Origin of the sequence: Nonomuraea sp. NEAU-A123 (genome assembly GCF_018603905.1) — a bacterium.
GTDB lineage: Bacteria > Actinomycetota > Actinomycetes > Streptosporangiales > Streptosporangiaceae > Nonomuraea.
Window position 1 is genome coordinate 73,299 of record NZ_JAHFZZ010000011.1, and the last position, 25,686, is coordinate 98,984.

Annotated in this window: 16 protein-coding genes; 9 read left to right on the forward strand and 7 right to left on the reverse strand. The window is 69.3% G+C overall.

The window, feature by feature from the left end; all coding sequences use genetic code 11:
- Positions 1 to 26 precede the first annotated feature (26 nt).
- The 5 genes from KLK06_RS32125 to KLK06_RS62555 all read right to left on the reverse strand — a co-directional run bounded on the left by KLK06_RS32125 (position 27) and on the right by KLK06_RS62555 (position 5,830).
- Positions 27 to 2,702: a hypothetical protein gene (locus tag KLK06_RS32125; RefSeq protein WP_214639427.1), complete on the reverse strand. Its 2,676-nt coding sequence runs from the start codon at positions 2,700 to 2,702 to the stop codon at positions 27 to 29.
- An 83-nt stretch (positions 2,703 to 2,785) separates the two neighbouring features.
- The gene (locus KLK06_RS32130) at positions 2,786 to 3,715 is read right to left on the reverse strand and encodes a carbohydrate kinase family protein (RefSeq protein WP_214639428.1); all 930 of its coding nucleotides are present in this window, start codon (positions 3,713 to 3,715) and stop codon (positions 2,786 to 2,788) included.
- Entirely contained in the window at positions 3,712 to 4,638 is a 927-nt protein-coding gene (locus tag KLK06_RS32135) for a pseudouridine-5'-phosphate glycosidase (protein ID WP_214639429.1), read from the reverse strand. Before KLK06_RS32135 ends, KLK06_RS32130 begins: the two co-directional genes overlap by 4 nt.
- Before the next feature lie 107 nt (positions 4,639 to 4,745).
- A complete protein-coding gene (locus KLK06_RS32140; protein ID WP_214639430.1) occupies positions 4,746 to 5,654 on the reverse strand; it encodes a putative sulfate exporter family transporter in 909 nt (302 codons plus the stop codon).
- Positions 5,655 to 5,662: 8 nt separating this feature from the next.
- A complete protein-coding gene (locus KLK06_RS62555; RefSeq protein WP_214639431.1) occupies positions 5,663 to 5,830 on the reverse strand; it encodes a hypothetical protein in 168 nt (55 codons plus the stop codon).
- Positions 5,831 to 5,940: 110 nt separating this feature from the next.
- Between KLK06_RS62555 and KLK06_RS32150 the strand changes: the two genes are divergently transcribed.
- A complete protein-coding gene (locus KLK06_RS32150) occupies positions 5,941 to 6,831 on the forward strand; it encodes a LysR family transcriptional regulator (protein ID WP_214639432.1) in 891 nt (296 codons plus the stop codon).
- A gap of 80 nt (positions 6,832 to 6,911) precedes the next feature.
- Positions 6,912 to 7,790, forward strand: coding sequence for an SDR family oxidoreductase (locus KLK06_RS32155; protein WP_250906348.1), 879 nt, complete (start codon positions 6,912 to 6,914; stop codon positions 7,788 to 7,790).
- A 22-nt stretch (positions 7,791 to 7,812) separates the two neighbouring features.
- On the opposite strand, the gene KLK06_RS32160 is transcribed toward KLK06_RS32155, so the two are convergent.
- The gene (locus tag KLK06_RS32160) at positions 7,813 to 8,262 is read right to left on the reverse strand and encodes an NUDIX hydrolase (RefSeq protein WP_214639433.1); all 450 of its coding nucleotides are present in this window, start codon (positions 8,260 to 8,262) and stop codon (positions 7,813 to 7,815) included.
- A gap of 42 nt (positions 8,263 to 8,304) precedes the next feature.
- Here KLK06_RS32160 and KLK06_RS32165 point away from each other — a divergent pair, with 42 nt between their 5' ends.
- Positions 8,305 to 9,807, forward strand: a complete 1,503-nt coding sequence (locus tag KLK06_RS32165) for an NAD(P)/FAD-dependent oxidoreductase (protein ID WP_214639434.1) — start codon at positions 8,305 to 8,307, stop codon at positions 9,805 to 9,807.
- Here KLK06_RS32165 and KLK06_RS32170 read toward each other — a convergent pair.
- Complete coding sequence (locus KLK06_RS32170; protein WP_214639435.1) at positions 9,796 to 10,380, reverse strand: TetR/AcrR family transcriptional regulator; 585 nt, start codon at positions 10,378 to 10,380, stop codon at positions 9,796 to 9,798. The two genes, KLK06_RS32165 and KLK06_RS32170, sit on opposite strands and share 12 nt — an antisense overlap.
- 105 nt (positions 10,381 to 10,485) lie before the next feature.
- On the opposite strand from KLK06_RS32170, the gene KLK06_RS32175 reads away from it, so the two are divergent.
- The 6 genes from KLK06_RS32175 (at position 10,486) to KLK06_RS32200 (ending at position 25,686) form a co-directional block, all read left to right on the forward strand.
- Positions 10,486 to 11,694, forward strand: a complete 1,209-nt coding sequence (locus KLK06_RS32175) for a cytochrome P450 (protein ID WP_214639436.1) — start codon at positions 10,486 to 10,488, stop codon at positions 11,692 to 11,694.
- Between the two features lie 54 nt (positions 11,695 to 11,748).
- On the forward strand, positions 11,749 to 12,444 hold the full coding sequence (locus tag KLK06_RS32180) for a response regulator transcription factor (RefSeq protein ID WP_214639437.1): 696 nt from the start codon (positions 11,749 to 11,751) through the stop codon (positions 12,442 to 12,444).
- A 23-nt stretch (positions 12,445 to 12,467) separates the two neighbouring features.
- The gene (locus KLK06_RS32185) at positions 12,468 to 13,805 is read left to right on the forward strand and encodes a cell wall metabolism sensor histidine kinase WalK (RefSeq protein ID WP_214639438.1); all 1,338 of its coding nucleotides are present in this window, start codon (positions 12,468 to 12,470) and stop codon (positions 13,803 to 13,805) included.
- 43 nt (positions 13,806 to 13,848) lie between these two features.
- On the forward strand, positions 13,849 to 15,015 hold the full coding sequence (locus KLK06_RS32190; RefSeq protein ID WP_214639439.1) for a bifunctional glycosyltransferase family 2/GtrA family protein: 1,167 nt from the start codon (positions 13,849 to 13,851) through the stop codon (positions 15,013 to 15,015).
- Positions 15,012 to 17,405: a glycosyltransferase family 39 protein gene (locus KLK06_RS32195; RefSeq protein WP_250906349.1), complete on the forward strand. Its 2,394-nt coding sequence runs from the start codon at positions 15,012 to 15,014 to the stop codon at positions 17,403 to 17,405. Before KLK06_RS32190 ends, KLK06_RS32195 begins: the two co-directional genes overlap by 4 nt.
- Before the next feature lie 910 nt (positions 17,406 to 18,315).
- The gene (locus KLK06_RS32200; RefSeq protein ID WP_214639440.1) at positions 18,316 to 25,686 is read left to right on the forward strand and encodes an RHS repeat-associated core domain-containing protein; all 7,371 of its coding nucleotides are present in this window, start codon (positions 18,316 to 18,318) and stop codon (positions 25,684 to 25,686) included.

Below are 25,686 nucleotides of genomic sequence, written 5' to 3' on the forward strand. Positions count from 1 at the left end.
GACGTCAAGGCCGCGTCGGTGCGCGGTCAGCCGGTGAGCTGGGCTTCCAGGCGGTAGCCGTCGACCGTGACGTACACCTGGTCGCCGGCGCGGGCGTTGAGGCGCATGAGCACCGGCTGGAGCGAGTCGAACACCGGCTGGTGGCCCTGCCAGACCAGCACGATGGCGTTGTCTCCCGGGCCCGTGACCGACAGGAGGGTGCCGGGGCGCATGCCGAGCTGCGTGGCGTACCCCTCGGGCACCGGGACCGGGCCGCCCCGGAGGTGTTCGTTGGTGACCTCGATGCGCTGCCAGCGGCGCGGGTCCGACGAAGGACTCGGCGGCGGGGGCGGCGGGGTGGCGGGAGTGCCCGCGAGCGTGCCCGGCAGCATGCCGGACCGGCCGCCCGAGAGGGCGGACAGCGTGGCGAGGGCCGCCGAGGGGTCGATGGACTTGCTCTCGGCCGAGGGGATGGGCTGGCCGCCCCTGTGGTGGTGGCCGTTGGCTCCGGGGGTACGCCGGGGGAGCGGCTGGGCCGGTGACGGCGCGGACGCGACGGGGTCCGACGTGTCCGGCAGCGCGTCGAGCCAGGCCTTGGCCGAGTGCGCGCGGATGCCCAGCTCGCTGAGCAGCTCCACGACGTCGGTGTCGGCGGGCTGGCCGGCCAGCAACTGCCTGGTACGGGCCTGCAGGCCGTGAAGGTCGCCGACCACCAGCCAGCCGTCCTGGAGGCGGCGGTCGGGCATCAGCGTCACGAGCACCCGCCAGAGCGGCGTACGCAGCGACGGGACCATCACCGGGTGGGCCGGGTCGGCGCCGATGAGCTGATCCTGGGTGGCGGCCGCGCCGAGCCACTCCGTCAGCCGGAACATGTGCCCGGTGACCGGCGCCGACTCCGACGAGCGCAGCCAGTGCAGCACGCGTTCCTCGGCCGTCCGCTGTGCCTGGGAGAGGATGTCCCGGTCGACGAGCATCTTGTGGGCGAGCGTACGCAGGCTGACGGGGTCTTCGGCGAACAGGCGGTGTACGGCCACCGCGAGGGCCAGCTTGTCCAGGCTGCGGAACAGGTTGTCGACGACCCGGACCATGGCGTGGTCGGTCTCGGAGGGGGTGGGCGGCGCCGGTGCGGCATTGCCGGCCGGCACCGGGGCGCTGTACGTGCTGCCGTTGCCCGCGGCGCCCGCCGCCGGGACGGGGCCGGTGTGGGTGTCCGCGTTCGGGGTGCGGGGCGTTTTGCCCAGGTCGCCTGGGAAGCTGCCTCCGGTGGGTGATCCGTTGCCTGTGGGCGTTCCGGTGCCCGCGAGTGGCCCGACAGCGGGGAATTGCCCGGTGCCGGTGACAGATCCGGGCGCGAACAGTCCGGCGGCCGGGAGCGGTCCGGTGTGGGGTTTCCCGCCGGGTTCGGCGCCCGGGAGGGGACTCTGCTGGGTCGGTCCGTCAGCACGGTCGGCGACAGGCCCGGTGTGCGGGCCGCCAGAGGCGACCGGGCTACCTGGGGTGACCGGGCCGCCGGTGGTGAGCGGGCTGCCGATGGGCGGCGTGCCGGCCTGAGACCCGGCGGTGGGGTGCGGACCGGTGTGCGGGCCGGCGGTGGGATGCGGGCCCGTGTGCGGACTGGCAGCAGCGTGCGGGCCGGTCTGCGGACCGGCGGTGGAATGCGGGCCGGTGCGATCGGGGCTCGCGTTGCCTGGGGCGTTGGTGCCTGGGACCCCGGGGCCGGGGAGGCCGGTGCCCGGGAAGCCGCCGCCCTGCTGGTTGGCGCCGGGCGGGTTGGTGCCGGGGGCATTCGTGTCCTGGCGGGCCGCCTGGGGCCCGGACTGGGGCTGCGGAGCGGCCAGCGGCTGCCCCCCGGTCGTGGACTGCGAGCCGTCCTTGTTCAGCGCCTGGAACGAGCCGGTCTGAGCCGGTCCGCCCGGCGCGGGGAACGAGCCGGTCTGAGCCGGTCCATTCGATGCGGGGAACGAGCCGGTCTGGCGGGCGGCGCCGCTCTGAGCGGCGAAGGAGCCTGTCTGGGGCCCGCCTTGATCGGCGAAGGAACCCGTCTGGGCAGCACCCTGGCCCGGGAAGGAGCCGGTCTGGCGTTGGGCGGTGCCGTTCTCGTGGGCCACGGGGTGCGGGCCGGTGTGCGCCGGGCTCTGGACCGGGCCGCCGTCGCGCTGGCCGGGGACCGTGCCGCGCTGGAGCGGACGGGTCACCTCTGGGCCCTGTGCCGGACGGACCGGCTGCCGGCTCTGTCCCGGGTGGACGCCGGGCCGGGCCTGTGCCGGGCCGGGCTGCTGGGCGGACTGGCCGGGTTCGCGTTGGATCGGGATGCGGCTGAGCACCTCGCGGAACACCGAGCCGATCACCACTTCAGGCGTGGCCGACGGGGTGCCCAGATCGCCGGGCGAGAGGCGGCGCAGTCGCTGCCAGCCTCCCAGGCCGGTGATCGCCGTCCTGGTGGCCTCCGGCCAGCCGGGCAGCGCCGGGTCGATGTGGTGCACGGTCAGCGCGGGTAGCACGTCGGCGAGTGCCAGATGGTCCCAGCGGGACGAGGCCAGCAACGCGAGCCGGTCGCAGATCCAGTCGAGGCCGGCCGTACCGAGAGCCCTCGACAGGGCGACGGACGACCACCACCCGGCGGGCAGGCGCGGATCCCCCAGCGCCTCCGCGACTTGCTGGGGACGGCTCCAGCGCAAGGCAGGGACCAGGTCGCTCAGGCAGATCGATGACTCGACTTCCATCGGCGGACCTTATCCTCCCCAGTGAGCCGCGTGTTGCTACTCAATACGCATGTGGTTAATGGTGCAGCCTACGCGGCAAGCTATCAATCGGTGTGAATAGGGTAAAGAAGGTTCAGCTCCAAACCGTACCGTGGCCGACCGCCCACCAGGGCCACACACTCGGCTCCGGCCCGGCATCCGGCCTCCAAAGACTGCCCTTCACCGGCACCGTTCAACCTTGCTGTGAGATATCCCGCAGCGAACGCGTCGCCCGCTCCCGTCGAGTCCACGACCTTCGCTGGAACCCCAGCTGTCGCGGCCGTCACGGTGCCGTCCGAAGCTGCCAGCGCGCCCTGGGGTCCCAGCTTGACGATCGCGGTGCCGTACCTCTCGCTGAGCAGTTCGGCGGCGCGCTGAGGGGTCGGCGCTCCGGTGAGGAGGAGGGCCTCGTCCCGGTTGGGGATGATGAGGTCGGCGGGGGCGGATTCGCGGAGGAACCGGTCGATGCCGAACTCGTGCAGGAAGCCGGTCGAGGCGGGATCCACGCTGATGGCCACCCCGGCGGCGCGGGCCTCGGCCATGGCGAGCCTGGCCAGCCGCAGCCCGGGCTCGGCGAAGAGCGTGTAGCCGGACAGGTGCAGGCGGCCCACCCCGTCGAGCAGGGAGCCGTCCCAGTCCTCGGCGGAGATCCGGCCGCCCGCGCCCCGGTTGGTGAGGAACGAGCGTTCGCCGGTCCGGTCCACCATCGAGATCACGATCGCCGTCGGATGGTCGGGGTCGACGCGTACGTGCGGGCGCACCCCGGTCTTGATCAGCTCGGCGGTGTGCCACTCACTGCTGTCGTAGCCGAGCCTGGCCAGCAGCCGTACGTCGGCGCCCAGGTGGGCGGCCCAGGAGGCGGTGTTCGCGCCGGAGCCGCCGGGACGGAGCACGATGTCGGCGGCCGTGTCGGTGCCCGACATGACCGGCGAGTCGTGCAGGGCCACCACATCGGTGACGACGTCGCCGATGACGAGGAGGCCGGTGCCGGTCACGCTCGTGACCAGGAGAGCGCAATCTGGGCCGCGAGGGTGACGTTGCCGCGGACCGCGGCCAGGTTCGCCTCCAGGGAGGCGCCGCCGGTGCCGTCCACCAGGTAGCCGAGGAGGAACGGGGTGATCTTCTGCCCGGTCACGCCCTCGCGGTCGGCGGCGGCCAGCGCCTCGCTCAGCACGCGGTCGTGCAGGGCCGGGTCGAGCTGCCGGTCCACCGGGATGGGGTTGGCGACGATCAGCGCGCTCTCCTGACCGCCGAACGCGTCCTGGCCGCGCATGATGGCCGCGGCCTCGTCGGCCGACTCGATCCGCCAGTCGATCGGCTCACCGGAGGAGTGCAGGTAGAAGCCGGGGAAGGTGTCCGTACGGTATCCCGCCACGGTCACGCCGCGGGTCTCCAGGCGCTGGAGGGTCGCGGGCACGTCCAGGATCGACTTGACCCCGGCGCACACGATGGTGATCCGGGTACGCGCGAGCGTGTCGAGGTCGGCCGACTCGTCCTGTTCCTGGACCCAGCCCCGGTGCACGCCGCCGAGCCCGCCGGTGGCGAAGATCCGGATGCCCGCGCGGGCCGCCAGGAACGAGGTGGCCGACACGGTCGTCGCACCGCTCGCCTTCAGCGCCGCCGCCACCGGAAGGTCGCGCCGGCTCAGCTTGCGCAGGTCCGACTCGGTCGCGATGCGTTCGAGCTCCACGCCGTTCAGGCCCACGTGGGCGACGCCGTCGAGCACCGCGATCGTGGCCGGTACGGCACCAGCCGACCTGACGATGTCCTCCAGCTCCCGGGCGACCTCCAGGTTGCGCGGCTGCGGCAGGCCGTGCGAGATGATCGTGGACTCCAGGGCCACGACGGGAGCGCCGGTGGCGAGGGCTTCGGCGACCTCGTCGGACGGCCGGAGGATGGGGTCGGCGGCGTGCTGCATGCGGGTTTCGTGCTCCTTCGTACGGCGGCTTTATGGAACGGTCTACTTTACGAAGTTTGTTCCGCTTAAGCACGTTACGGATGGACCGGCCGCACGTCCACCGATGATCACACGAGGAGCATGACACCCGCGAGCGAGACGGCCCCGACCAGGCCGGTGGCAATGGCGCCGAGCAGCAGTGCGCGCCCGCCCTTGACCAGTATGCGGGCATCGATCCCCGTACCGAGGCCGAACAGGGCCGCGGCCATGAGGACGTTCGTGACCTGGGGGATCGCGGTGGTCACGACGTCGGGGACCAGGCCGGTGCTGCGCAGCGCCACCATCGCCAGGAACCCGGCCACGAACAGCGGGATGACCGGTGGCCGCTTGGACTGGCCGGGAGCAACGGCGTGGCGGTGGCGGCGGTAGGAGGTCAGGGCGACGATCGGGGCGAGGAGGATGACGCGTCCCAGCTTGACCGTGACGGCGGTGACCAGCACGCCCGATGCGGCCCCGATCGCGGCCACCTGGGCCACCTCGTGCACGGCGGCCCCGGCCCACACACCCAGTTGCGTCGGTGACAGCCCGAGCCAGGACGCCGCCAGCGGTACGAGGACGATGGCGGTGGTGCCGTACAGGACGACCACGCTGAGCGCGCTGGCCGCGTCATCGTCGGAGGAGTCGTCGGTGCTCTCGCGCATGGCCGCGATCGCGGCGGCGCCGCAGATCGAGACGCCGGTGGCGACCAGCAGCGACGTGCCCGGCGTGAGGCCGAGACGGCGGCCGATCAGCGGAGTCAGCGTGAACGTGACGCCGGTCGCCAGCACCACGACGGCCACCGTCCGCCACCCCAGCGCCAGCACCTGCGGCACCGCGATCTGCAGGCCGAGCAGCACGATCGCGGTACGCAGCACCCGCTTCGCGACGAACCGCAGACCGGGCTTGAGCCGCTCGCCGACGCCCACCAGGTTCGCCAGCGCCGCGCCCGACACCACGGCGACGACCGCGGGGCTGAGCACGGGCACGAAATGGTTCACGACCAGCGCTAACACCACCGCCAGCGCCGCCGCACCGACGCCAGGCAGCCGATCATCAAGCCGGCGGGCACCGAGGCGACGGCCGCCGAGCGGACTGTGGTCACTCGGACGGTCGCCGCTCCGGCGGTCACCAGGTGGGTGGTCGCCGGGTCGGTCACCACCCAGGCGACGATCACCAGGCGGACGATCGTGCGGCAGACGGGCGGTGAAGGACATGATCCCAGTGTTCTGAGTGCCGGGAGGGCTCGGTAGCCATCCGTTGCCTGGTAGGTCATAGCCTGTGGCTATGAGTACGCTGCCGGATCTCGACTCGCTGAAGCTCCTGGTCGACGTGGGCGAGCTGGGCAGCCTGGGGCAGGCGGCCAAGGTCGCGGGCATCGCCCAGCCGTCGGCCAGCAAGCGGATCGCGCACCTGGAGCGCCGTCTGGGCCTGCCGCTGCTGGAGCGTACGCCGCGCGGGTCGACGCTGACCGCCGAGGGCAAGATGGTGGCGGGCTGGGCCGCGCAGGTGCTCGCCGCCGCCCAGGAGCTGATGCGCGCCGCCCAGGCGGTACGGCACAGCGGAGCGGCCCATTTGCGGGTGGCGGCGAGCATGACGGTGGCCGAGTACCTGGTGCCGCGCTGGCTGGGCGAGTTGCAGAACCGGGAGCCTGGCGTCCAGGTCGGCCTCGACGTGGTGAACTCCGCCGACGTCGCCGCCCGGGTGCTGGCAGGGGAGGTGGAGCTGGGCTTCGTCGAGGGGCCGAGCGTGCCCGAGGGACTGGCCAGCCGCGTGGTGGGCACCGACCGGCTGGTGGTCGTGGTGGCGCCGGGGCATGCCTGGGCGCGACGCCGTACCGCGCTCAAAGGGGCGGAGCTGGCCGCCACGCCGCTCGTCGTGCGCGAGCCCGGGTCGGGCACGAGGGAGACGCTGGACGTGGCGTTCAGGAGCCTGCACCGCGCCAGCCCGCGGCTGGAGCTGGGATCGAACTCGGCCGTCAAGGGCGCCGCCCAGGCCGGGTCGGCGCCCGCGGTGCTCAGCGGGTACGCCGTGGAGTCGGAGGTGGCCACGGGGCGCCTGGTCGAAGTGCCGCTCGCGGGCCTGAACCTGGTCAGGAACCTGCGCGCGGTGTGGCGCCGCGGCCGCACACTCGCCGCCCCGGCCGCCACCCTCCTGGCGATCGCCAGCCGCCCATGAGCACACTTGTCGCCGAGAGCACCCGACCCGCCGAGAGCACCCGACAGAAGCCGAGACCACCCGATAGAAAAGGTCCGCCCATGACGAGCCCGTCCAGCCACGCCACCGACGCGAAGCTCGCGGTGACCGGCGTCACCGGCAACCTCGGCGGGCGCGTCGCCCGGCGGCTCGCCGCCGCCGGCACCCCGCAGACCATGGTGGTCCGCGACCTGGACCGCGCCCCGCGGCTGCCCGGCGCCACCGCGGTCCGCGGCGGGTTCGGCGAGCGTGACGCCCTCCTGCGGGCCCTGGACGGCGTTGACCGGGTCCTGATGGTGTCGGCCTCGGAAACCCCCGACCGCCTCCAGCAGCACCGCACCTTCGTCGACGCCGCTGCCGAAGCCGGCGTCGCCCACCTGGTGTACATCTCCTTCTACGGGGCCGCCCCCGATGCGACGTTCACCCTCGCCCGTGACCACTGGGCCACCGAACAGCACATCCGCGCCAGCGGCTTGGCCTTCACCTTCCTGCGCGACAACCTCTACGCCGACTTCACGCCGGCCCTGGTCGGGGACGACAACGTCATCCGCGGCCCAGGCGGGCAGGGCCGAACCGCGGTCGTCGCCCAGGACGACATCGCCGAAGCCGCCACCGCCGTACTGCTCCATGCTCCCGAGCACGCCGGGGCCACCTACGACCTGACCGGCCCGCAATCGCTCACCCTCGCCGAAATCGCCGCGATCCTGTCGCAGGCGACCGGGCGCGCCATCACCTACCACCCCGAGACCGTGGCGGAGGCCTACCGATCCCGCGCCTCCTACGGCGCCCCTGACTGGCAGGTCGACGCGTGGGTTTCGACCTACACCGCCATCGCCGAAGGCGAACTCGACGGAGTCAGCGACGCCATCCCTCGTCTGACCGGCCACCCGGCCACCCCGCTGTCCGACGTCGTTCGCACCTTTGGCGCAGGGTCCGCCTGACCCGACGGCGGAGTTCGAGGCGCTAAAGCTTGCGCATCGTACGGAGGATCCACGGCGGGCAGTTCGGGTCCGCCTCGGCCTCCGCGAGGGTGAGCCAGGCCAGCCCGGCCACCTCTTCGCCCGAGGCGGCGAAGGGCCGGGCGCCGGACGGCAGCCGGCCCGAGAACACCACGTTGATCACCGGGTCGCCGTCGTCCGTCACGAAGAACGCGCTCTCCACGTACGAGAACGCGACCCCGGTCAGGTCGACGCCGACCTCCTCGGCGACCTCCCGGCGGGCGGTCTCCTCCAGGACTGCGTCCCCGATGCCGTCGGCCTCGACCTTGCCGCCGACGCCGCTGAGCATGCCGGGCGCGTGGGCCTCCCGCTCGCCGCGCCTGATCAGCAGCCAGCGGCCGTCTCGTTCCAGGAAGACCTCGACGTTCACCACGAAGGCCGGGCGTCCGCCTCCCGTGACACAGGCGTTCATCATGCCCGGCACTTTACGGCGGCGATCACTCGGTATGGTGCGGATATGGGGTCCTATGACGTCGTTGTCGCGGGTGGCGGGCACAACGGGCTGGTGGCGGCCGCCTACCTGGCGCGGGCCGGGCGGCGGGTGCTGGTGCTGGAGCGGCTCGGGTACGTGGGCGGCCTGGCGATCTCCGCGCGACCCTTTCCGGGCGTGGACGTACGGCTGTCGCGCTACTCCTACCTGGTCAGCCTCCTGCCCACCGAGATCGTCCGCGACCTGGGGCTCCGCCTCGACCTGCGCCGTCGCCGCTACTCCTCCTACACACCCCACGGTGACACCGGCCTGCTCGTGGACGACGGCGACGAAGACGCCACCGCCGCCTCGTTCAGGGCCGTCACCGGAGGCGACGCCGACCACCGGGCGTGGGCGGAGTTCTACGGACTGACCGCCGGGGTGGCCCGGGCGCTGGCGCCTACGTTGCTCGAACCCCTGCGTACACCCGCCGAGATCGAACGCCTGGTGGGCGCCGAGGCGTGGCGGGACATGTTCCAGCGGCCGATCGGGCAGGTCGTGGACGAGCGGTTCCGCGACGACACCGTGCGTGGCGTGGTGCTGACCGACGCGTTGATCGGAACGTTCGCCGACCCCGCCACGGACCTGCTGGCCAACCGGTGCTTCCTCTACCACGTGATCGGCGACGGGACCGGCGACTGGAACGTGCCGGTCGGCGGGATGGGCGCGGTGTCCGGGGCGCTCGAAGCGGCCGCCAGGCAGGCGGGGGCCGAGATCAGGACCGGTGCGGAGATCATCGGGATCTCGCCGTCGGGTGAGGTGGCGTTCCGCACCGACGACGGCGAGCACACGGTCACGGGGCGGCACGTGCTGGTCAACCTGCCGCCGGCCGTGCTCGACCGGCTGCTCGGCGCGACGCCGGAGGTGCCCGAGGGCGCCCAGCTCAAGGTCAACATGGTGCTGAGCAGGCTGCCGCGGCTCAAGGACGCCTCGGTGGACCCGCGAGCGGCCTTCAGCGGTACGTTCCACATCAACGAGAGCCGCGACCAACTGGCCAGGGCCCACGCGCAGGCGGCCCGGGGCCGGATCCCGGAGCTGCCGCCCGCCGAGGTCTACTGCCACTCGCTGACCGACCCGTCGATCCTCGGCCCCGAGCTGCGGGGGCGGGCGGAGACGCTGACGCTGTTCGGGCTGCACATGCCTGCCCGCCTATTCCGGGAAAATCCGGATAAGGCGAGGGATGAGGCGCTCAAGGCCACCCTGGCGTCGATCGACAGCGTGCTGGCCGAGCCCATCGAGGGCTGCCTCCTGCGCGCCCCTGACGGCACGCCCTGCGTGGAGGCCAAGACGCCGGTCGACCTGGAGAACGAGGCGGGGCTGCCCGGCGGGCACATCTTCCATCGGGACCTGAGCTGGCCGTACGCGGAGGAAGGCGGCTGGGGGGTGGAGACGGCGCACGAGCGGATCCTGCTGTGCGGCGCCGGCGCCCGGAGGGGCGGCGGCGTCAGCGGCATCCCCGGCCACAACGCGGCGATGGCCCTACTGGCCTGAGGATTCGCCTGACGACTCGTGATCCGAGACCAGCCGGACGGCCACGGTCATGGCGGCGGAGGCCAGCTCGGCCGGCGGCAGGTCCATGCCGAACAGCTCCGGCACCGTGGCCAGGATCAGCGCGAACACCGCCAGCCGCGCCTCGAACTGCACGACCGCGTCGCCCCCCGGCCGGCTCAGCACCGACAGCAGCGTGATGATGCGCTCCTGCATCCGGTCGCCCACCGACGTCTCGGCGAACACCCCCTGGTTCACCTGCGCGAACCGCATCAGCGGCCGCCACCGGTCGTCCAGCAGCCCGGCGATCCGCCGCAGGATCTCCTCCCGGGCCTCGAAGGTGTCCGGTTGCGCCCGCGCCCATTCCCCGAGCTCGTCGAGCGAGGAGATGAACCCGTCGGCGATGCTGGCGAGGATCTCCTCTTTCGTCCGGAAGTGGTAGTAGAGCGCCGGCCTGGTGATCTCCAGCCGCTCCGCCACCTCCTGCAACGTGGTCTTGTCGTAGCCCCGCTCGGCGAACAGCTCCATCGCGACCCGCTGGATCCGCTCACGTGTGTCGGTCCGCCGCCCTGCCATTCCGCTCCCGTCCACTTGACGGCCGGGCCCAGCATTGCTTACTTTCACGTAAGTAAGCTTTCGCGAAATAAGCAATGCGAATCCGGCTTTGTAGGGAGCAAGACTATGACCCAATCCTTCCCCCTCCCGCGCACCTGCCCGTACGCGCCGCCGCCCGAGTACGAGCGGATGCGCGAGGAGGCGCCGCTCGTGCGGGCCTCCCTGCCCAACGGCGACGTCTGGCTGGTCACCAGGTACGCCGAAGCCAGGCAGGTGCTCAACGGCCAGGGCATCAGCACCAGCCCCGCCACCCCCGGCCACCCGAACAACGCTTTCACCACCGAGGAGCCCACCCAGGAGCAGCGCGAGGTCATGGAACGGTTCAGGGTCGGCCAGTTCATCGACATGGACCCGCCCGAACACGGCCGCTACCGGCGGCTGCTCATCCCCGAGTTCACCGTCAGGCGTGTCAAGGAGATGCGGCCCGGCATCCAGCGGACCGCCGACCTGCTCATCGACGACATGCTCGCCAAGGGCCCGGAGGCCGAGCTGGTCGCCGACTTCGGGCTGGCGCTGCCGTCGCTGGTCATCTGCCAGCTGCTCGGCGTGCCGTACGCCGACCACGAGTTCTTCCAGTCGCGTACCCGCATCATGGTGGCCAGCGACGACCCGCAGGCGGGCTTCGCCGCGATCATAGAGATCAAGAACTACCTCGACGACCTGGTCACGGAGGCGGAACGGCAGCCGAAGGACGACCTGCTCGGGCGGCTGATCACGGCGGGGGAGGTGAGCCACGACGAGATCGTCGGCATGATCTCGCTGCTGCTCATCGCCGGCCACGAGACCACCGCCAACATGATTCCGCTCGGCGTCCTCACCCTGCTGCGCCACACCGGCCAGCTCGCCAGGCTGCGGGAGGACCCGGGACTGTGGCCGATGGCGGTCGAGGAGCTGCTGCGCTACCTCTCGATCGTCGACTGGGTGGCCTTCGACCGGGTGGCCGTCGAGGACCAGGAGATCGGCGGTCAGCTCGTCAGGAAGGGCGAGGGCATCTTCGTGCTCGGCGCCTCGGCGAACAGGGACGAGCGGGCCTTCGAGCGGCCGGACGAGTTCGACATCGACCGCGGCGCCCGCCACCACGTCGCCTTCGGTTATGGCGTGCACCAGTGCCTCGGCCAGAACCTCGCCAGGGCCGAACTGGAGATCGCCTACCGGACGCTGTTCGAGCGCATCCCGTCGCTGCGTCTCGCGGTGAGCGAGGAGGAGGTTTCGTTCAAGTACAGTCAGGTCATCTTCGGGGCGAACGCCATGCCCGTCACGTGGCAGGACTCATGAAACATCCCCGAAATCGTTCATAGCGTTTTCATGATGGGGCCTTAGCTTAAGAGCATGAGTGAGCCTGCACAGTTGCTGGTGGTGGACGACGAGCCCGCGTTGCGCGAGGCGCTGCAGTCGAGCCTCGAATTCGAGGGCTACAAGGTCGTCACGGCGAATGACGGGCAGGCCGCGCTCGACGAGCTGGCGCGCGAGACCTATGACGCGGTGCTGCTCGACGTCATGATGCCGCGCCTCGACGGGCTGACCGCCTGCCGCAGGCTCAGGGCCACGGGCAACCACATCCCCGTGCTCATGCTGACCGCCCGCGACGCGGTCGGCGACCGGGTCTCCGGGCTCGACGCGGGCGCCGACGACTACCTGGTCAAGCCGTTCGAGCTCGACGAGCTGCTGGCCAGGGTCCGCGCCCTGCTGCGGCGGGGCGCGCTGCACGCCGGGGCCCCCGAGGTCACGCTGAGCTACGGCGACCTGCGCATGGACCCCGACACCCGCGAGGTGACCAGGGGCGAGCGGCGGCTGGACCTCACCAGGACCGAATACCTGCTGATGGAGCTGTTCCTGTCGCATCCGCGCCAGGTGCTGACCCGCGAGCAGATTTTGGGCGAGGTGTGGGGGTTCGACTTCGAGCCGACGTCCAACTCGCTCGACGTGTACGTGATGTACCTACGGCGCAAGACCGAGGCCGGTGGCGAGGCTCGTGTGATCCACACCGTCCGCGGGGTGGGGTACACGCTGCGAGCCGCACCGTGAGGAAAGGCAGTCTGCGCTCCCGGATGACCCTGCTCGTCGCGGCGGCGGTGGCGATCGCGGTGGCGATCTCGGCCGTGGGCTGCTGGTACATCGTCCGCAGGGAGCTTTCGTACCAGCTCAACGAGTCGCTGAAGCAGATTAACCCGCCATATAGGGACATGAACAACGCGGCCCGGCATTGCTCGGACCAGCCCGTCGACAACGGAGGTCCCGGTGAGCGCGGCCCCTGGGCCGAGCCGATGCAGCTTGTCCTCGCCACCGGCGCCCGCTGCGTCATGGGCAACACCGCGATCAAGGTCACGCCGCACGACAAGGTCATTGCCGCGTCGTACCCCCACGCGCAGGAGTTCTACGACGGCTACTACGACGACGGCACCCCGGTGCGCGTGCTCGCCACCAACATCGACAAGGGCGCGGCGCTCGTGGTGGCCAGACCCCTGGCGGAGCTGAACGGCACGCTGCGCAACCTGGTGCTCATGCTCGCCGGCGTGGCGGCGTTCGGCGTGCTCCTCGCCGCCGCGGCCGGCCTGCTGGTCTCCCGTACGGCGCTGCGCCCCGTCGGCCGCCTCACCAAGGCTGTCGAGCACATCGCCAGAACGGAGGATCTCAATACCCGCATCCCGGTGCGGGGCAATGACGAGATCGCCCGCCTGAGTGCCTCCTTCAACGCCATGACCACCGCGCTGACCGGATCGCGTGAGCGCCAGCAGCAACTCGTCGCCGACGCCGGACACGAGTTGCGCACCCCGCTGACCACCCTCCGTACCAACATCGACCTGCTGCTGCGCAGCGAGCAGACCGGCCGCAGCCTCGACCCCGGCGCCAAGCAACGGCTGCTCGTCAACGTCAAGGCCCAGTTCGCCGAGCTGTCCGCGCTGGTCGGCGATCTGCTCCAGCTCGCCCGCGGCGACACCGACCACGAGCCGCACATCGAGCTCGAGTTCAGCAACGTGGTCCGGGCCGCCGCCGAGCGGGCCCGGCTGCGCGGGGCCGCGGTCGCCACCGATCTGGCCCCCTGGTACGTCGTCGGCGGTCCCGCCTCGTTGGAACGTGCCGTGCTCAACCTCATCGACAACGCCGCCAAGTTCAGCCCGGACGGCGAGGTCCAGGTGACCTTGCGCCAAGGCGAGCTGACCGTGCGCGATCACGGGCCCGGCATCCCCGAAGAGGACCTGCCGCATGTCTTCGAGCGCTTCTGGCGTTCGCCGGCGGCGCGTGGCCTGCCCGGCTCCGGGCTCGGGCTGGCGATCGTCGCGCAGGCCGTGGCCGAGACGGGCGGAAAGGTGCGCCTGGAGAACGCCCCCGGCGGCGGCGCGATCGCGATCGTCGAACTGCCCGGGAATCTCACCCCGCACTCATAATCGGCTAAGTCCCGTTAAAGACCCGAACGATGAGATTCAGGTCATGCACACAACACTCAAGACCCGCCTGGTCGAGGTGGTCGTCCCGGTCTACAACGAGCAGCGGGCCCTGCGTGACAGCATCGGCCGGCTGCACGCCTACCTGTCGGGCACCTTCCCCTACGACTACCGCATCACGATCGCCGACAACGCCAGCACGGACAACACCTGGCAACTGGCCATCGAACTGGCCGCCGAGCTGCCCCACGTGCGGGCCGTACACCTGGACGGCAAGGGACGCGGGCGGGCACTGCGCCAGGTGTGGTCGGAGAGCGACGCGGACGTCGTCAGTTATATGGACGTCGATCTGTCCACCGACCTCGACGCGTTCCTGCCGCTGGTGGCCCCGCTGCTGTCGGGCCACAGCGACCTGGCCATCGGCACCAGGCTGGCCAGGGCGTCGCGGGTGGTGCGCGGGCCGAAGCGCGAGTTCATCTCCCGCTCCTACAACCTGCTGCTCCACCTCATGGGCGCCAAGTTCTCCGACGCCCAGTGCGGGTTCAAGGCCGTGCGCACCGAGATCGCGCAGGCGCTGCTGCCCGCCGTCGAGGACGAGCAGTGGTTCTTCGACACCGAACTGCTGCTGCTCGCCGAGCGGCACGGGCTGCGCATCCACGAGGTGCCCGTCGACTGGGTGGACGACCCCGACAGCCGGGTGGACGTCTTCCAGACCGCCAAGGACGACCTGCGCGGCCTGGTCAGGGTGGCCCGCAAGACGCTGTCCGGCGCGGCCCGCATCCCGGTGCCCGCCCGGGTGTCGCAGGCCCAGCTACCGCGCGGCATGGCCGCGCAACTGCCCAAGTTCGCCGTCGTGGGCGTGGTGAGCACGCTGGCGTACCTGCTGCTGTTCTCGGGACTGCGGCAGGTGATCCCGGTGCTCATGGCCAACGCGATCGCGCTGCTGGTGACCGCCGTGGCCAACACCGCCGCCAACCGCCGCTTCACCTTCGGCGTGACCGGGTCGGCCGGGGCCATGCGGCAGCAGTTCGAGGGCCTGATCGCGTTCCTGGTCGGGCTGGTGCTGACCACCGGCAGCCTGGCGCTGCTGCCCGCCACCGTCTCCCACGGCGTGGAACTGGTCGCGGTCGTCGTGGCCAACGCGCTGGCCACGCTGGTCCGCTTTCTCCTGCTGCGTGTCTGGGTCTTCAATCCGAGCCGGAGGACCTCATGACCATGACCCTCGACCAGCCGAGCCACCGCCGCTCTGTTTGGCGCGGTGCTGTTTGGCGCGGCGCCCCGGAAGACCCGCGCTGGTCCCGGCCCGCGCTCTGGATCGTGCTGGCAGTCGCCTTCGTCCTTTATACGTGGGCGCTGAGCGGCAACGCCAACGAGTACTACTCCGCGGCCATCCTGTCGGGCACCAAGAGCTGGAAGGCGTTCTTCTTCGGCGCGCTCGACTCCGGCTCGTTCATCACGGTTGACAAGCCGCCGCTGGCCCTGTGGGTGATGGGGCTCTCGGCGCGGATCTTCGGATTCAACACGTGGAGCATGCTGATCCCGCAGGCGCTGGCCGGCGTGGCCTCCGTCGGGCTGGTCTACTCGTCGGTACGGCGTGCCTTCCCCATTCTGCGGCCCGCGTCTGCCCACTCGGAGGTAGGGCAGGATTTTCGGCTCGCATCTGCCTACTCGGAGGTACGGCAGGCGCACGTGGCCGCCCTGATCGCGGCCGTCGTCATGACGCTCACGCCGATCACCGTGGCGATCAACCGGGACAACAACCCTGACACCATCCTGGTGTTCCTGCTCGTGCTGGCCGCCTGGTTCTGCCTGGAGTCGCTGCGGACCGGACGGCTGCGCTCGCTGCTGGTGTGCGCGCTGTTCGTCGGGCTGGCGTTCAACGTCAAGATGCTCCAGGCGTACGTGGTCGTGCCCGCCTTCGTCCTGGCGTACCTGCTGTGCGCCCGGGTCTCCTGGGGCAAGCGCGTGGGCCACCTGCTGGCCGCCGGAGCCGTGATGGCGGTGTCGAGCGCCTGGTGGATGGTGATCGTGGACCTCCTGCCCGCCGACTCGCGACCCTATATCGGTGGTTCGACCGACAACTCCGTCTGGGACCTGGTCATCGGGTACAACGGTCTCGGGCGCATCTTCGGTCAGGGTGGCGGCGGCCCGGGTGGCGGCGGTGCGGGCGGGTTCGGCGGCGGGGGTGGGGCCTCGTTCGGCGGTGCCGCCGGGGCTGACCGGCTGTTCAACGAGACGATGGCGGGCCAGATCTCCTGGCTGCTGCCGTTCTGCGGGCTGGCCCTGGTGTTCGCGCTGACCGCGCGGTGGCGACGCGCCAAGCTCACTGCGCCGCAGGGGGCTGACACGGACACGAGTGCCGTCGCAGTCGCCGTTTCTGAGCCTGGGGCCGCTACGGGTGCGAGCACCGCGGCCAAGCCTGAGGCGACCACGCCTTGGGTCGGCCTGGTCACGCCCGAGGGTGGCACCGCGGTTGGCGCCGGTTCCAAGGTCGGCACTGCGCCCGAGGTCGCTGCCCCGCCCATAGCCGTTGGCGCTTCGGGGGTCGTCGGCACTTCGGGGACCGCCGGTCAGCCCGGGGCAAGCCTCGCCGCGTGGCTGGTCTGGGGTGGCTGGCTCGTCGTGCACTTCATGGTGTTCAGCTTCGCCAGCGGCACCTTCCACCCCTACTACACGACCGCCATGGCGCCCGCCGTCGCCGCCGTCACTGCTTTCGGCGGGCTGGCCATGTGGGACGCCTACCGGCGGCCCGGGTTGTGGGCCTGGGCGCTGCCGCTGGGGGTCGCCGTCACGGGCGCGTGGTCGTTCGTGGTGCTCCGCCGTACTCCCGACTTCGTGCCGTGGCTGGCCTGGGCGGTGCTCGCCGCGACCGTGGTCGCGGTGGCGGGGCTGGTACTGGCCAAGTTCAGCAAGGAGATCGCGGTGAAGGCGGCCGCGGTCGCGCTCGTGGCGACGGCGATCGCCGGGCTCGCCGGACCGGCCGCGTTCGCGGTGTCGCCCTTGGGTTCGCAGGTCAACGGCAGCAACCCGACCGCGGGACCGTCCAGCGGCGGGATGGGCTTCGGCGGCCCTGGCGGCGGCGGCTTCCGCGGCCAGATGCCGCAAGGTGAGATGCCGCAGGGCCAGGTCCCGCAGGGCCAGATGCCTCAGGGCCAGGACGGGCAGGACCAGAGCCCGCAGGGTCAAGTCCCGCAGGGCCAGGATGGGCAGGCCGGTGACGACCAGGGGACGGAGCGGCGGTTCGGGCGGATGGGCGGCGGCGGTCCCGGTGGTGGCGTCAGCAGCTCCATGGTCTCCTACCTGGTGGCCAACCAGGGCAAGGCCGAGTGGCTCGTCGCCGTGAGCAGCGCCATGCAGGCGTCCTCGACCATCCTGTCCACCGGCAAGCCGGTCCTCGCGATGGGCGGCTTCACCGGCAGCGACCCCGCCATGACCGTCACCAAGCTCAAGGAACTCGTCTCCTCCGGCAAGCTCCGCTACGTAATGGCGGGCGGCGACGACCGCGGCGGCCCCGGCAGAGGCAACACCGAGGTAACCACCTGGGTCCAGGCCAATTGCAAGGCCGTGACCGGCCAGGACGGGCTGTACGACTGCTCCTCATGATCCAGTCTGGGGGCCGCGATCTTTGTAGCTACGCGGCCCCCAGAACGGGCCTTCAAGGGGGCAGAGAGGGCTGCCAGGACCGAAGCTCAGGCGTACTCGGGCGAGCGATCCGCGGGCTTCACCGTGCAGGCCTCGGCAAAGGGTTCCCGCCCACCTCGAACAGCAATATGGCGTCGCTCGCCAAACGATCCTGCAAGCGCTCGGCCTGCTACGAGCTCGCGACCTCGTCTACACGGTGAAGAACCGCGGGAGTACGGGCCGGAGCGGACTTCAGCACGTATATCGTCGTGGACTCCAAGACACGCATCACCAACCGCAGGGCCAGCGAATCAGAGCGTGGGGAACTCGACCTTGCCGACGACGGCTGGGTAACCGTGGTCGAACGGGGAGGCGACGTGGAGGTCCTACCAGCGGACAAGGTTGAGATCCGTGGCGCCGCGAACTGAGTCAGAGGGACCAAGCGTCCGGTGGAGAGTATGCGCAGCATGAGGATCCTCATGCGCCTGTATGTGTAGCCCGTCGCATCAGAGCAATCCTCGGCTGGCACCCGAATGCGGGTCCTGGATAGCGACTCACCAGTCCGAACTTGCAATCGGCCTGTCCTGAACGCCCCTCTGTCCAGCGACTGCACGAACTATCACTCCTTAGCCCCTGCATGCGCATATGTCGGTATGTGTTCCCAATCATGCGGTAAGTCACATTCCGTGACTCTTGATCGCTAAAATCGATCTTGTGTCCGTTTTGTCTGGAGCTTACGCTCGGTCCGTTTGGCAATCTTGCTCCGAACCGCACGGTCGGGGGCCTTCGGGTTCGTGCCGGGTGAGCTGGGGCTTCGTCCGGTGCCGTGAGGTGCCCCGCGTGGTTCGGAGTGTGACGGCGTATGCGCCGGTTGCTGTCATGGCCTTGTGCTGTGCTGGTTCTTGCCGCCCTGCTGCCCGGCTTGTTGTCGCTTGCCGCCTTCCCCGTGGCCGCGCAGGCGCTGGTGATCAATGAGACGGCGGATGCGCAAGCGAAGCTGGTCACACCGAAGCAGTTGATGGGTTCAGGCACCCATGTGCCGAAGTCCGTACGTACCTCTGCCGACCAGCCTCCTAGGGGAGGCGCTTCCGCCGAGCGGCGGGAGCGCGTGCGGGGTGCGCTGCCATTGGAGGTGCGTCCTGCGGTGCGGCAGGACACGGCGAAATCGGACCTTCCGGTCGGAGTGCAGCGTGCGGAGCTGGCGGATCAGCAGACGTCGGGTGACACTTGGCCGCTAATCGATGACACCTATCCAGAGACCGGGGCACTGGTGAGCGCGACGCCGCTGCTGGTGCTGGAGTACACGAAGATCGGTGTGGGGTCGGTCAACGACAAGGGTTTGAGCGTCTCGTTCAAGATCTGTGAAGTACCTGAGGAGACCGACCCGATTCCGCCGTTCCCGCCCGCCCCGGTGCCGACGTGTGTGGAGTCCGGTGAGCTGGGGTGGGTGTATTCCTGGCGGGTTCCGGCGGGCGAGCTGGAATGGGGCAAGGAGTACAAATGGTCGGCCCATGTGCGCGATCTGGACAGCGGCAGAACGGCCGACAGCGCCGAGATGCTGGTGACGACCGGGGCGCGGCAGCCGCTGACCAGTCCGCATCTGGGGGAACGGGCCGGTGACGGTCAGGAGTTCGCGCCGATCGTGGGCAACTACACCTCCAGCTTCGTGGACGCGAAGGTGGCGGTGGCCGGGCCACCGTTGTCGGTGGCGCGCACCTATAACAGCCTGGATGCGCGTACCGATGGAATCTTCGGGGCGGGCTGGTCGACGCAGTGGGACATGAAGGTCCTCGCGGAGCGGTCGGGTACGACGGTGACAAGCCTGCTGGTCACCTATCCGAACGGTCGCCGGGTCCGGTTCGCCAACCGGGGAAATGGCACCTATCAGCCGCCACCCGGGATGCATGATGCGCTGGCCGATGTATCGGGTGGCGGCTGGCGGTTGATGGATACCTCGTCGAACACCTACACCTTCGATGCGGCGGGTCGGCTGACGAAGATCGCCGATCGGCGGGGGCGCAGCCAGACGCTGACGTACGCAAGCGATGGCACCTTCAGCCAGATCACCGGTGCTGGCGGTCGGGCGCTGCATTTCACCTGGAACGGGCCGCGGGTGGCGACGGTGTCCACCGATCCGGTCGACGGCCAGGCATCGACGTGGTCCTACACCTACGTCGGTGGCAATCTGTCCACGGTGTGCGCGCCGGTGGCCGCGCCGAACTGCACCAGCTACAGCTATGCGGATGGGTCGCGGTATCGCGGCATCGTGCTGGATTCGGAGCCGGTGGGGTATTGGCGGCTGGGCGATGCCCAATATGAGCCGCCGGAGAATTTGGGCAGCAGCGGCGGGACCGGGGTTTACACCGATGTGACGGTGGGGCAGCCGGGTGCGCTGGAGGGCAGCACGGACACGGCCGTCGGGTTCACCAAGTCCACGATGGCGCTGCCGTTCTACACACTGTCGCGGGCGCGGGACCAGGTGTCAGTCGAGGGTTGGTTCAAGACCTCGCAGAACGGCATCATCTTCTCCGCTGGCCAGTTCGGTTCTCCGTATGGCGCCACCGAGCCGGTGCTGTATGTGGGCGTGGATGGCAAGCTGCGCGGCCAGCTGGGTGAGATCACGAACAGCTCCGGCGATTACGTGTACACGCCGATCACCTCGGCCGCGCCGGTCAACAACAACCAGTGGCATCACGTGGTGCTGAGCGTGTCCGGCCAGCAGCAGAAGCTGTACCTGGACGGGCAGGCCGTCGGCCAGGTGAGCGGCGAGATGTATGAGGAACTTCGCTCGGAGGCTTACGTCGGCAGTGGGGATCGTGCCGTTTCCTGGTCCGACATCCCCGGCGGGCAGACGGCCTCGGGCGCCTTCGCGTTCAAGGGGTCGATCGACGAGTTCGCCGTCTATGACAAGCCGCTGACCGACGCGGAGATCTCTGCGCATTGGGCGGCCCGAACCAAGGTGGCCAACAAGCTGACGCAGACTACGCTGCCGTCGGGCCGGATTTGGGCGAAGAACACCTACGACCAGGGCACCGACCGGCTCAAGACGCACATTGACCGGCAAGGCGGCACCTGGCAGCTCGGCGAGTCCGAGATCGACTGGCTGGAGCGGGAAACCAAGATCACGGTGACCGATCCGCGCAACGGCACTCTGGACTACGTCTATGATCCCGGACGCGGGGACCGGCTGGTGTACGAGCAAGATCAACGCAGTGTCAAGACGAGCTACGAATACGACACCGGCGGCTTCGTGGCGAAGGTGACCGACGGCAACGGCAACGTCTTCCAGCGATGGAACGACAAGCGCGGCAACCCGATCCAAGGCAACTCCTGCCGTACAACGACGACCGACTGCCAGAACGCCTATGCCAGCTATCACGTCAATGAAGACGACGAGTTCGACCCACGCAATGACCAGATGCTCGTCTACCGTGATGCCCGCTCGGACGACGCTGACAGCGACACCTATGCCACTAAGTGGGAGTACAACCAGTATGGCGAGCAGCTGAAGGAAAAGACTCCGGCTACATCGGACTTCCCCAATGGCAGTTCGACTAGTGTCGCCTATACCGATGGCAGTGAGGCGGCGATCGGCGGCGGCACCACCCCCGCGGGACTGATCGCATCGCAAACGGATGCGCGGGGGAACGCCTGGACCTACCGCTACACCGCAGCGGGTGACCTGGCCGAGCAGACCAACGCAGCGGGCCTGCTGACCAAGCTGACCTACGACGGGCTCGGCCGCGTGCGCGAGAAGTCCGAGGTTTCGCAGGCGAACCCGGACGGGGTGAAGACCACCTTCACCTACGACGGGCTGGGCCGTCCGTTGACGCAGACGGAGCCTGGAGTGAAGAACGAGGTCTCCGGGGTCACGCACACCAAGCGCACCACGTACGCCTACAACCCGGACGGCAACAAGCTGAGCGAGACGATCGCCGACCTGACCGGCGGCGACGCCGAACGGTCGACCGTCTACACCTATGACGGCCTCGGCCGGGTGGAGACGATTACCGACCCGGGTGGCGGCGTGGTCCGGCAGACCTGGAACACCATTGGCAAGCTGGGCACGGTGACCGACGCGCGGGGTGCTGTGGTCGACTATGGCTACAGCGAGCGTGGAGAGCTGTTATCGCGCACGCTGAAGGGCTGGATCGGCAGCCCGGTCAGCCCGGAGCCGGCCAAGGATGTGGTGCTGGAGTCGTTCACCTACGACGCCAGCGGGCGTCTGGAGTCCCAGGTCGACTCGATGCTCCGCAAGACCACGTTCACGTACTTCAAGGACAACCTCCTCGACCAGAAGATCGCCACCGGGGCCAAGCTGAACGATCCGACCAACGCCCCGCAGGATGTGGTGCTGGAGGATCACACCTACGACGCGGCGGGCAACGAGCTGACACTGGTCACCGGCGGCGACAAGGCCATCACCACCGACTACGTCTACGACGCCGCCAGTAGGCTGACCTCGCAGACCTTCGACCCCGCCGGTCTGGCCCGTAAGACGGCCTTCGTCTACGACGCCAACGGCAACGTGCTCAAGACGACTCGTACCGGCACCGGATCCAGTCGCGCTGAGATCACCGAGTACGCCTACAACAAGGTCAACCAGGTCACCAAGACCACGGTGGAGAACGGTGATCAGGACCTGGTCTCCACCACCACCTATGACGATCGTGGCGTGGCCGTTGCCAGTACTGACCCGCGCGGCAACGCCTCCGGCGCGAACGCGGCCGACTTCACCGCCACTATGCGCTACGACGCGCTTGGCCGGCTGATCGAGGCGAGCGGCCCGCAGGTGAAGGTGGACAAGGCTGGCACGTCCAGTGACGCCCACCCTACCGACCACTATGGCTACGACACGCTCGGCGCCAAGACCCACGCCACGGACGCTGAAGGCCGGACGGTTACCTCGGTCTTCGACAAGGCTGGCCGGCTGACCAGCCAGAGCGCCCCCAGTTACACCCCGCCCGGCGGCACCGCCGTCACCCCCACCACCGCCTATGGCTACGACACGGCCGGTCAGCTGACCTCCACCACCGACCCGCGCGGCAATACGACCACGTTCGAGTACGACAAGCTCGGCCGCCAGGTCCGCATCACCGACCCCGCCCCAGACGGGCAGACCCCCGGCCGGTCGATCATCGAATACGACATGGCCGGGGAGAAGCTGGCCAACGTCGACCCCACCGGCGCCCGCAGCGCCGCCACCTACGATGGCCTAGGCCGTCAGATCACCCAAACCCAGATCGAACGCAAGCCCACCGCGGCCGTCTACACCACCAACCTGACCTACAACCAGGCTGGCTACCTCACCAAGACGGTCGCCCCCGGCAACAAGACCATCGACTACTCGCCGAACGCGGCCGGTGAGGTCGAGACGCAGATCGTCGCGCAGGGCACGGCCACGGCGACCACCACCACGATGAAGTACGACCTGGCCGGCCGCCTGATCAAGACCGCCGACCAGCGTGGTAACTCCACCACCGCCGAGTACGACCTGGCCGGCCGCAAGATCGCCACCAAGGACCTGGAAGGTACGACCATCCGGCGCACCACCAGCGTCGGCTACGACCCGGCCGGTAACCAGACCAGCGTTACTTCCGGCGAGGACCACGCCACCCGGCAGACCTTCGACGCGCTCAACCGCGTCACCTCACTGATCGAACCCATCTCCGCCACCGACTCGATCACCACCAGCTTCGGCTACGACGCCACTGGCGCCCGCACCCGCCTCACCGACGGCCGCGGCTACGCCACCTGGACCACCTACAACAGCCTCGCCCTCGCCGAAACGGTCACCGAACCGGCCACCACCGCCCACCCGAACGCCGCCGACCGCACCTGGAGCACCGGCTACGACGCGGCCGGCAACCCCAATGTGGTCATCCAGCCCGGCGGGGTGCGCATCGACCGCACCTTCGACCACCTCGGACGGCTCACCAAGGAGAGCGGCGCGGGCGGCGGTGCCGCCACCGCGGAGCGCACCTTCGGCTACGACCTGGCTGACCGCCCCACCACCATCGGCGACCTGACCGTTGACTACAACGACCGCACCCTGCCCCTGTCGATCAAGCGCGGCACCACCCAGCTGACCGGTTATGCCTACGACGGCCTGGGCAACCCCACCCAGCGCGTGGACGCCGCCGGCACCGCCACCTTCACCTGGGACGCCAACAACCGGCCCGCAACCGCCACCGACCCGGTCACCGGCCGCAAACTCACCTACGGCTACGACGCGGCCGACAACCTGTCCTCGCTGACCGCCACCACCGGGACCACCACGGTCGACACCCAGATCTTCACCTATGACTACGCACACCGGCTGGACTCCCAGACGCTGCGCAAGGGCACCAGCACAGGCACCCAACTCGCCAAGATCAGTTACGGCTGGGACAAGGACGACAACCTCACCACGAAGACCACCGCAGGATTGGCCGGAGCGGGCACCAACACCTACGGCTACGACCACGCTGGCAGGCTGACGTCATGGACCGCCCCGGGCGGCGCCACCACCGCCTACGAGTGGGACAAGTCCGGAAACCGCACCAAGGCCGGCACCAAGACCTACGCCTACGACGAACGCAACCGCCTGACCAGCGGCGACGGCACCGACTACACGTACACCCCGCGCGGCACCCTGGCCACGGAAACCAAAGCCGGCACCACCACCAACTACACCTTCGACGTCTTCGACCGCCTCATCGCCGACGGCGACTCGCTGTACAGCTACGACGCCCTCGACCGCGTCACCTCCCGCATCAAAGGCGCGGCCAAGCAGAATTTCGCCTACGCCGGGCTGAGCAACGACCTGGCCGCCCTCACCGACAGCAGCGGCGCCGTCCAGGCCAAGTACGGCCGCGACGCAGCAGGCACGCTCCTCGGCCAGCAAGAGGGCACCAACCCCGCCCTGGCCACACTGACCGACCTGCATGGCGACCTGGTCGCTACCTACAACACCACCGCGCTGGCCACCACCACTGCATATGACCCGTTCGGCACCATCACCGCCCAAACCGGCGTCAAGACCACCCTCGGCTACCAGGGTGCCTACACCGACCCGGACACCGGCAAGGTCAACATGCACGCCCGCTGGTACCAGCCCGGCACCGGAGCCTTCACCAGCCGCGACACCGCCACCCTCAACCCCAGCCCATCCGTTCAGGCCAACCGCTACACCTACGCCAACGCCTCACCACTGACCGGCACCGACCCCACCGGCCACTCCACCGTCATCTCCGGCGACGCGGTCGGCGGCACCTGGAACTCCCCCTACACCCCAGGCATCGACAACCAAACGGCCATCGACTACTACGCCCAGCACGGCATCGTGCAGGCCACAGGCGCAGGAAGCGGACTGTGCATCGGCAGCTGCGGCTCCATAGGCAACTACTCGGGCGGTGCCATCGCCTGCGACATCTGGGGATGCGCAGGTGCCGAGGTCGATCCAAGCTACCTTCGGGAGTTCGAGCTGGAGAAGGAAAAGAAATTCTGGTTCGGTGATGACGAACTCAAGAGATTGGGCTGGAAGGTCATGCATAACGGCAGGCCAGTCGAGAAGGGCGTGCCTTATTGGAAGATGTCGAAGGAAGCACAAGAATACTTCCTGGAGCTCTACGTGCCTTACCTCAAGTCTGCTAAGGAATATCAGATCCTTGCAGGACTGGCAATGCTGGCAGCTGGCGACCTCGACCAATACATAGCGTCCGGCCCGGCTGCGGGGGATTCGACGGCGCAAAAGGCAGGAATCCCCGAATGGCTCGAGGGCGTATTCAACAGCATGCAGAACGGAGTAGGGGCTGCCGTCCAATTCATCAAAGATCTTGGTGCCAAGGCGATCGAGATTGGAGAAAAAGCCTTCCGTAAGCTGTACCCTTACATACCCAGTAACATTGTCGCCGCTATATTCGCCAATAGCAACCTCAGGGACGTAGAACGCGCCGTCATGGCCTGGGCTGATTCGGTAAAGGGACATTGCGGCACACATCGGGGGATGTTGATGTGTACGGGGATGCCGGATAAGTATATCCCGAATGGGCGTAGCGGATATACGATCGCCGGTGTATTCGTCACCAGGCTATGGTCGAAGGATATCGATGCGGACCTTGCCAAACACGAGAAGATTCATCGCGACCAGTGGTACTACTATGCCAATCAAACCGGATACTGGTTCGCCTTTCCCATTCTCTATGCGGCCGCCGGATTCGACGCATGCAAGAACCGCTTTGAAATAGAAGCGGGCCTGAAAGACGGCCGGTACCGCTGTTGA

Excerpts from the sequence above, each read along its gene's own strand:
- KLK06_RS32190 (WP_214639439.1), top strand. The coding sequence starts at position 13,849 with ATGCACACAACACTCAAGACCCGCCTGGTCGAGGTGGTCGTCCCGGTC.
- KLK06_RS32160 (WP_214639433.1), bottom strand. The coding sequence starts at position 8,262 with ATGATGAACGCCTGTGTCACGGGAGGCGGACGCCCGGCCTTCGTGGTG.
- KLK06_RS32135 (WP_214639429.1), bottom strand. The coding sequence starts at position 4,638 with ATGCAGCACGCCGCCGACCCCATCCTCCGGCCGTCCGACGAGGTCGCC.
- KLK06_RS32155 (WP_250906348.1), top strand. The coding sequence starts at position 6,912 with ATGACGAGCCCGTCCAGCCACGCCACCGACGCGAAGCTCGCGGTGACC.
- KLK06_RS32165 (WP_214639434.1), top strand. The coding sequence starts at position 8,305 with ATGGGGTCCTATGACGTCGTTGTCGCGGGTGGCGGGCACAACGGGCTG.
- KLK06_RS32125 (WP_214639427.1), bottom strand. The coding sequence starts at position 2,702 with ATGGAAGTCGAGTCATCGATCTGCCTGAGCGACCTGGTCCCTGCCTTG.
- KLK06_RS32170 (WP_214639435.1), bottom strand. The coding sequence starts at position 10,380 with ATGGCAGGGCGGCGGACCGACACACGTGAGCGGATCCAGCGGGTCGCG.
- KLK06_RS32185 (WP_214639438.1), top strand. The coding sequence starts at position 12,468 with ATGACCCTGCTCGTCGCGGCGGCGGTGGCGATCGCGGTGGCGATCTCG.
- KLK06_RS32180 (WP_214639437.1), top strand. The coding sequence starts at position 11,749 with ATGAGTGAGCCTGCACAGTTGCTGGTGGTGGACGACGAGCCCGCGTTG.
- KLK06_RS32150 (WP_214639432.1), top strand. The coding sequence starts at position 5,941 with ATGAGTACGCTGCCGGATCTCGACTCGCTGAAGCTCCTGGTCGACGTG.
- KLK06_RS32195 (WP_250906349.1), top strand. The coding sequence starts at position 15,012 with ATGACCATGACCCTCGACCAGCCGAGCCACCGCCGCTCTGTTTGGCGC.
- KLK06_RS32175 (WP_214639436.1), top strand. The coding sequence starts at position 10,486 with ATGACCCAATCCTTCCCCCTCCCGCGCACCTGCCCGTACGCGCCGCCG.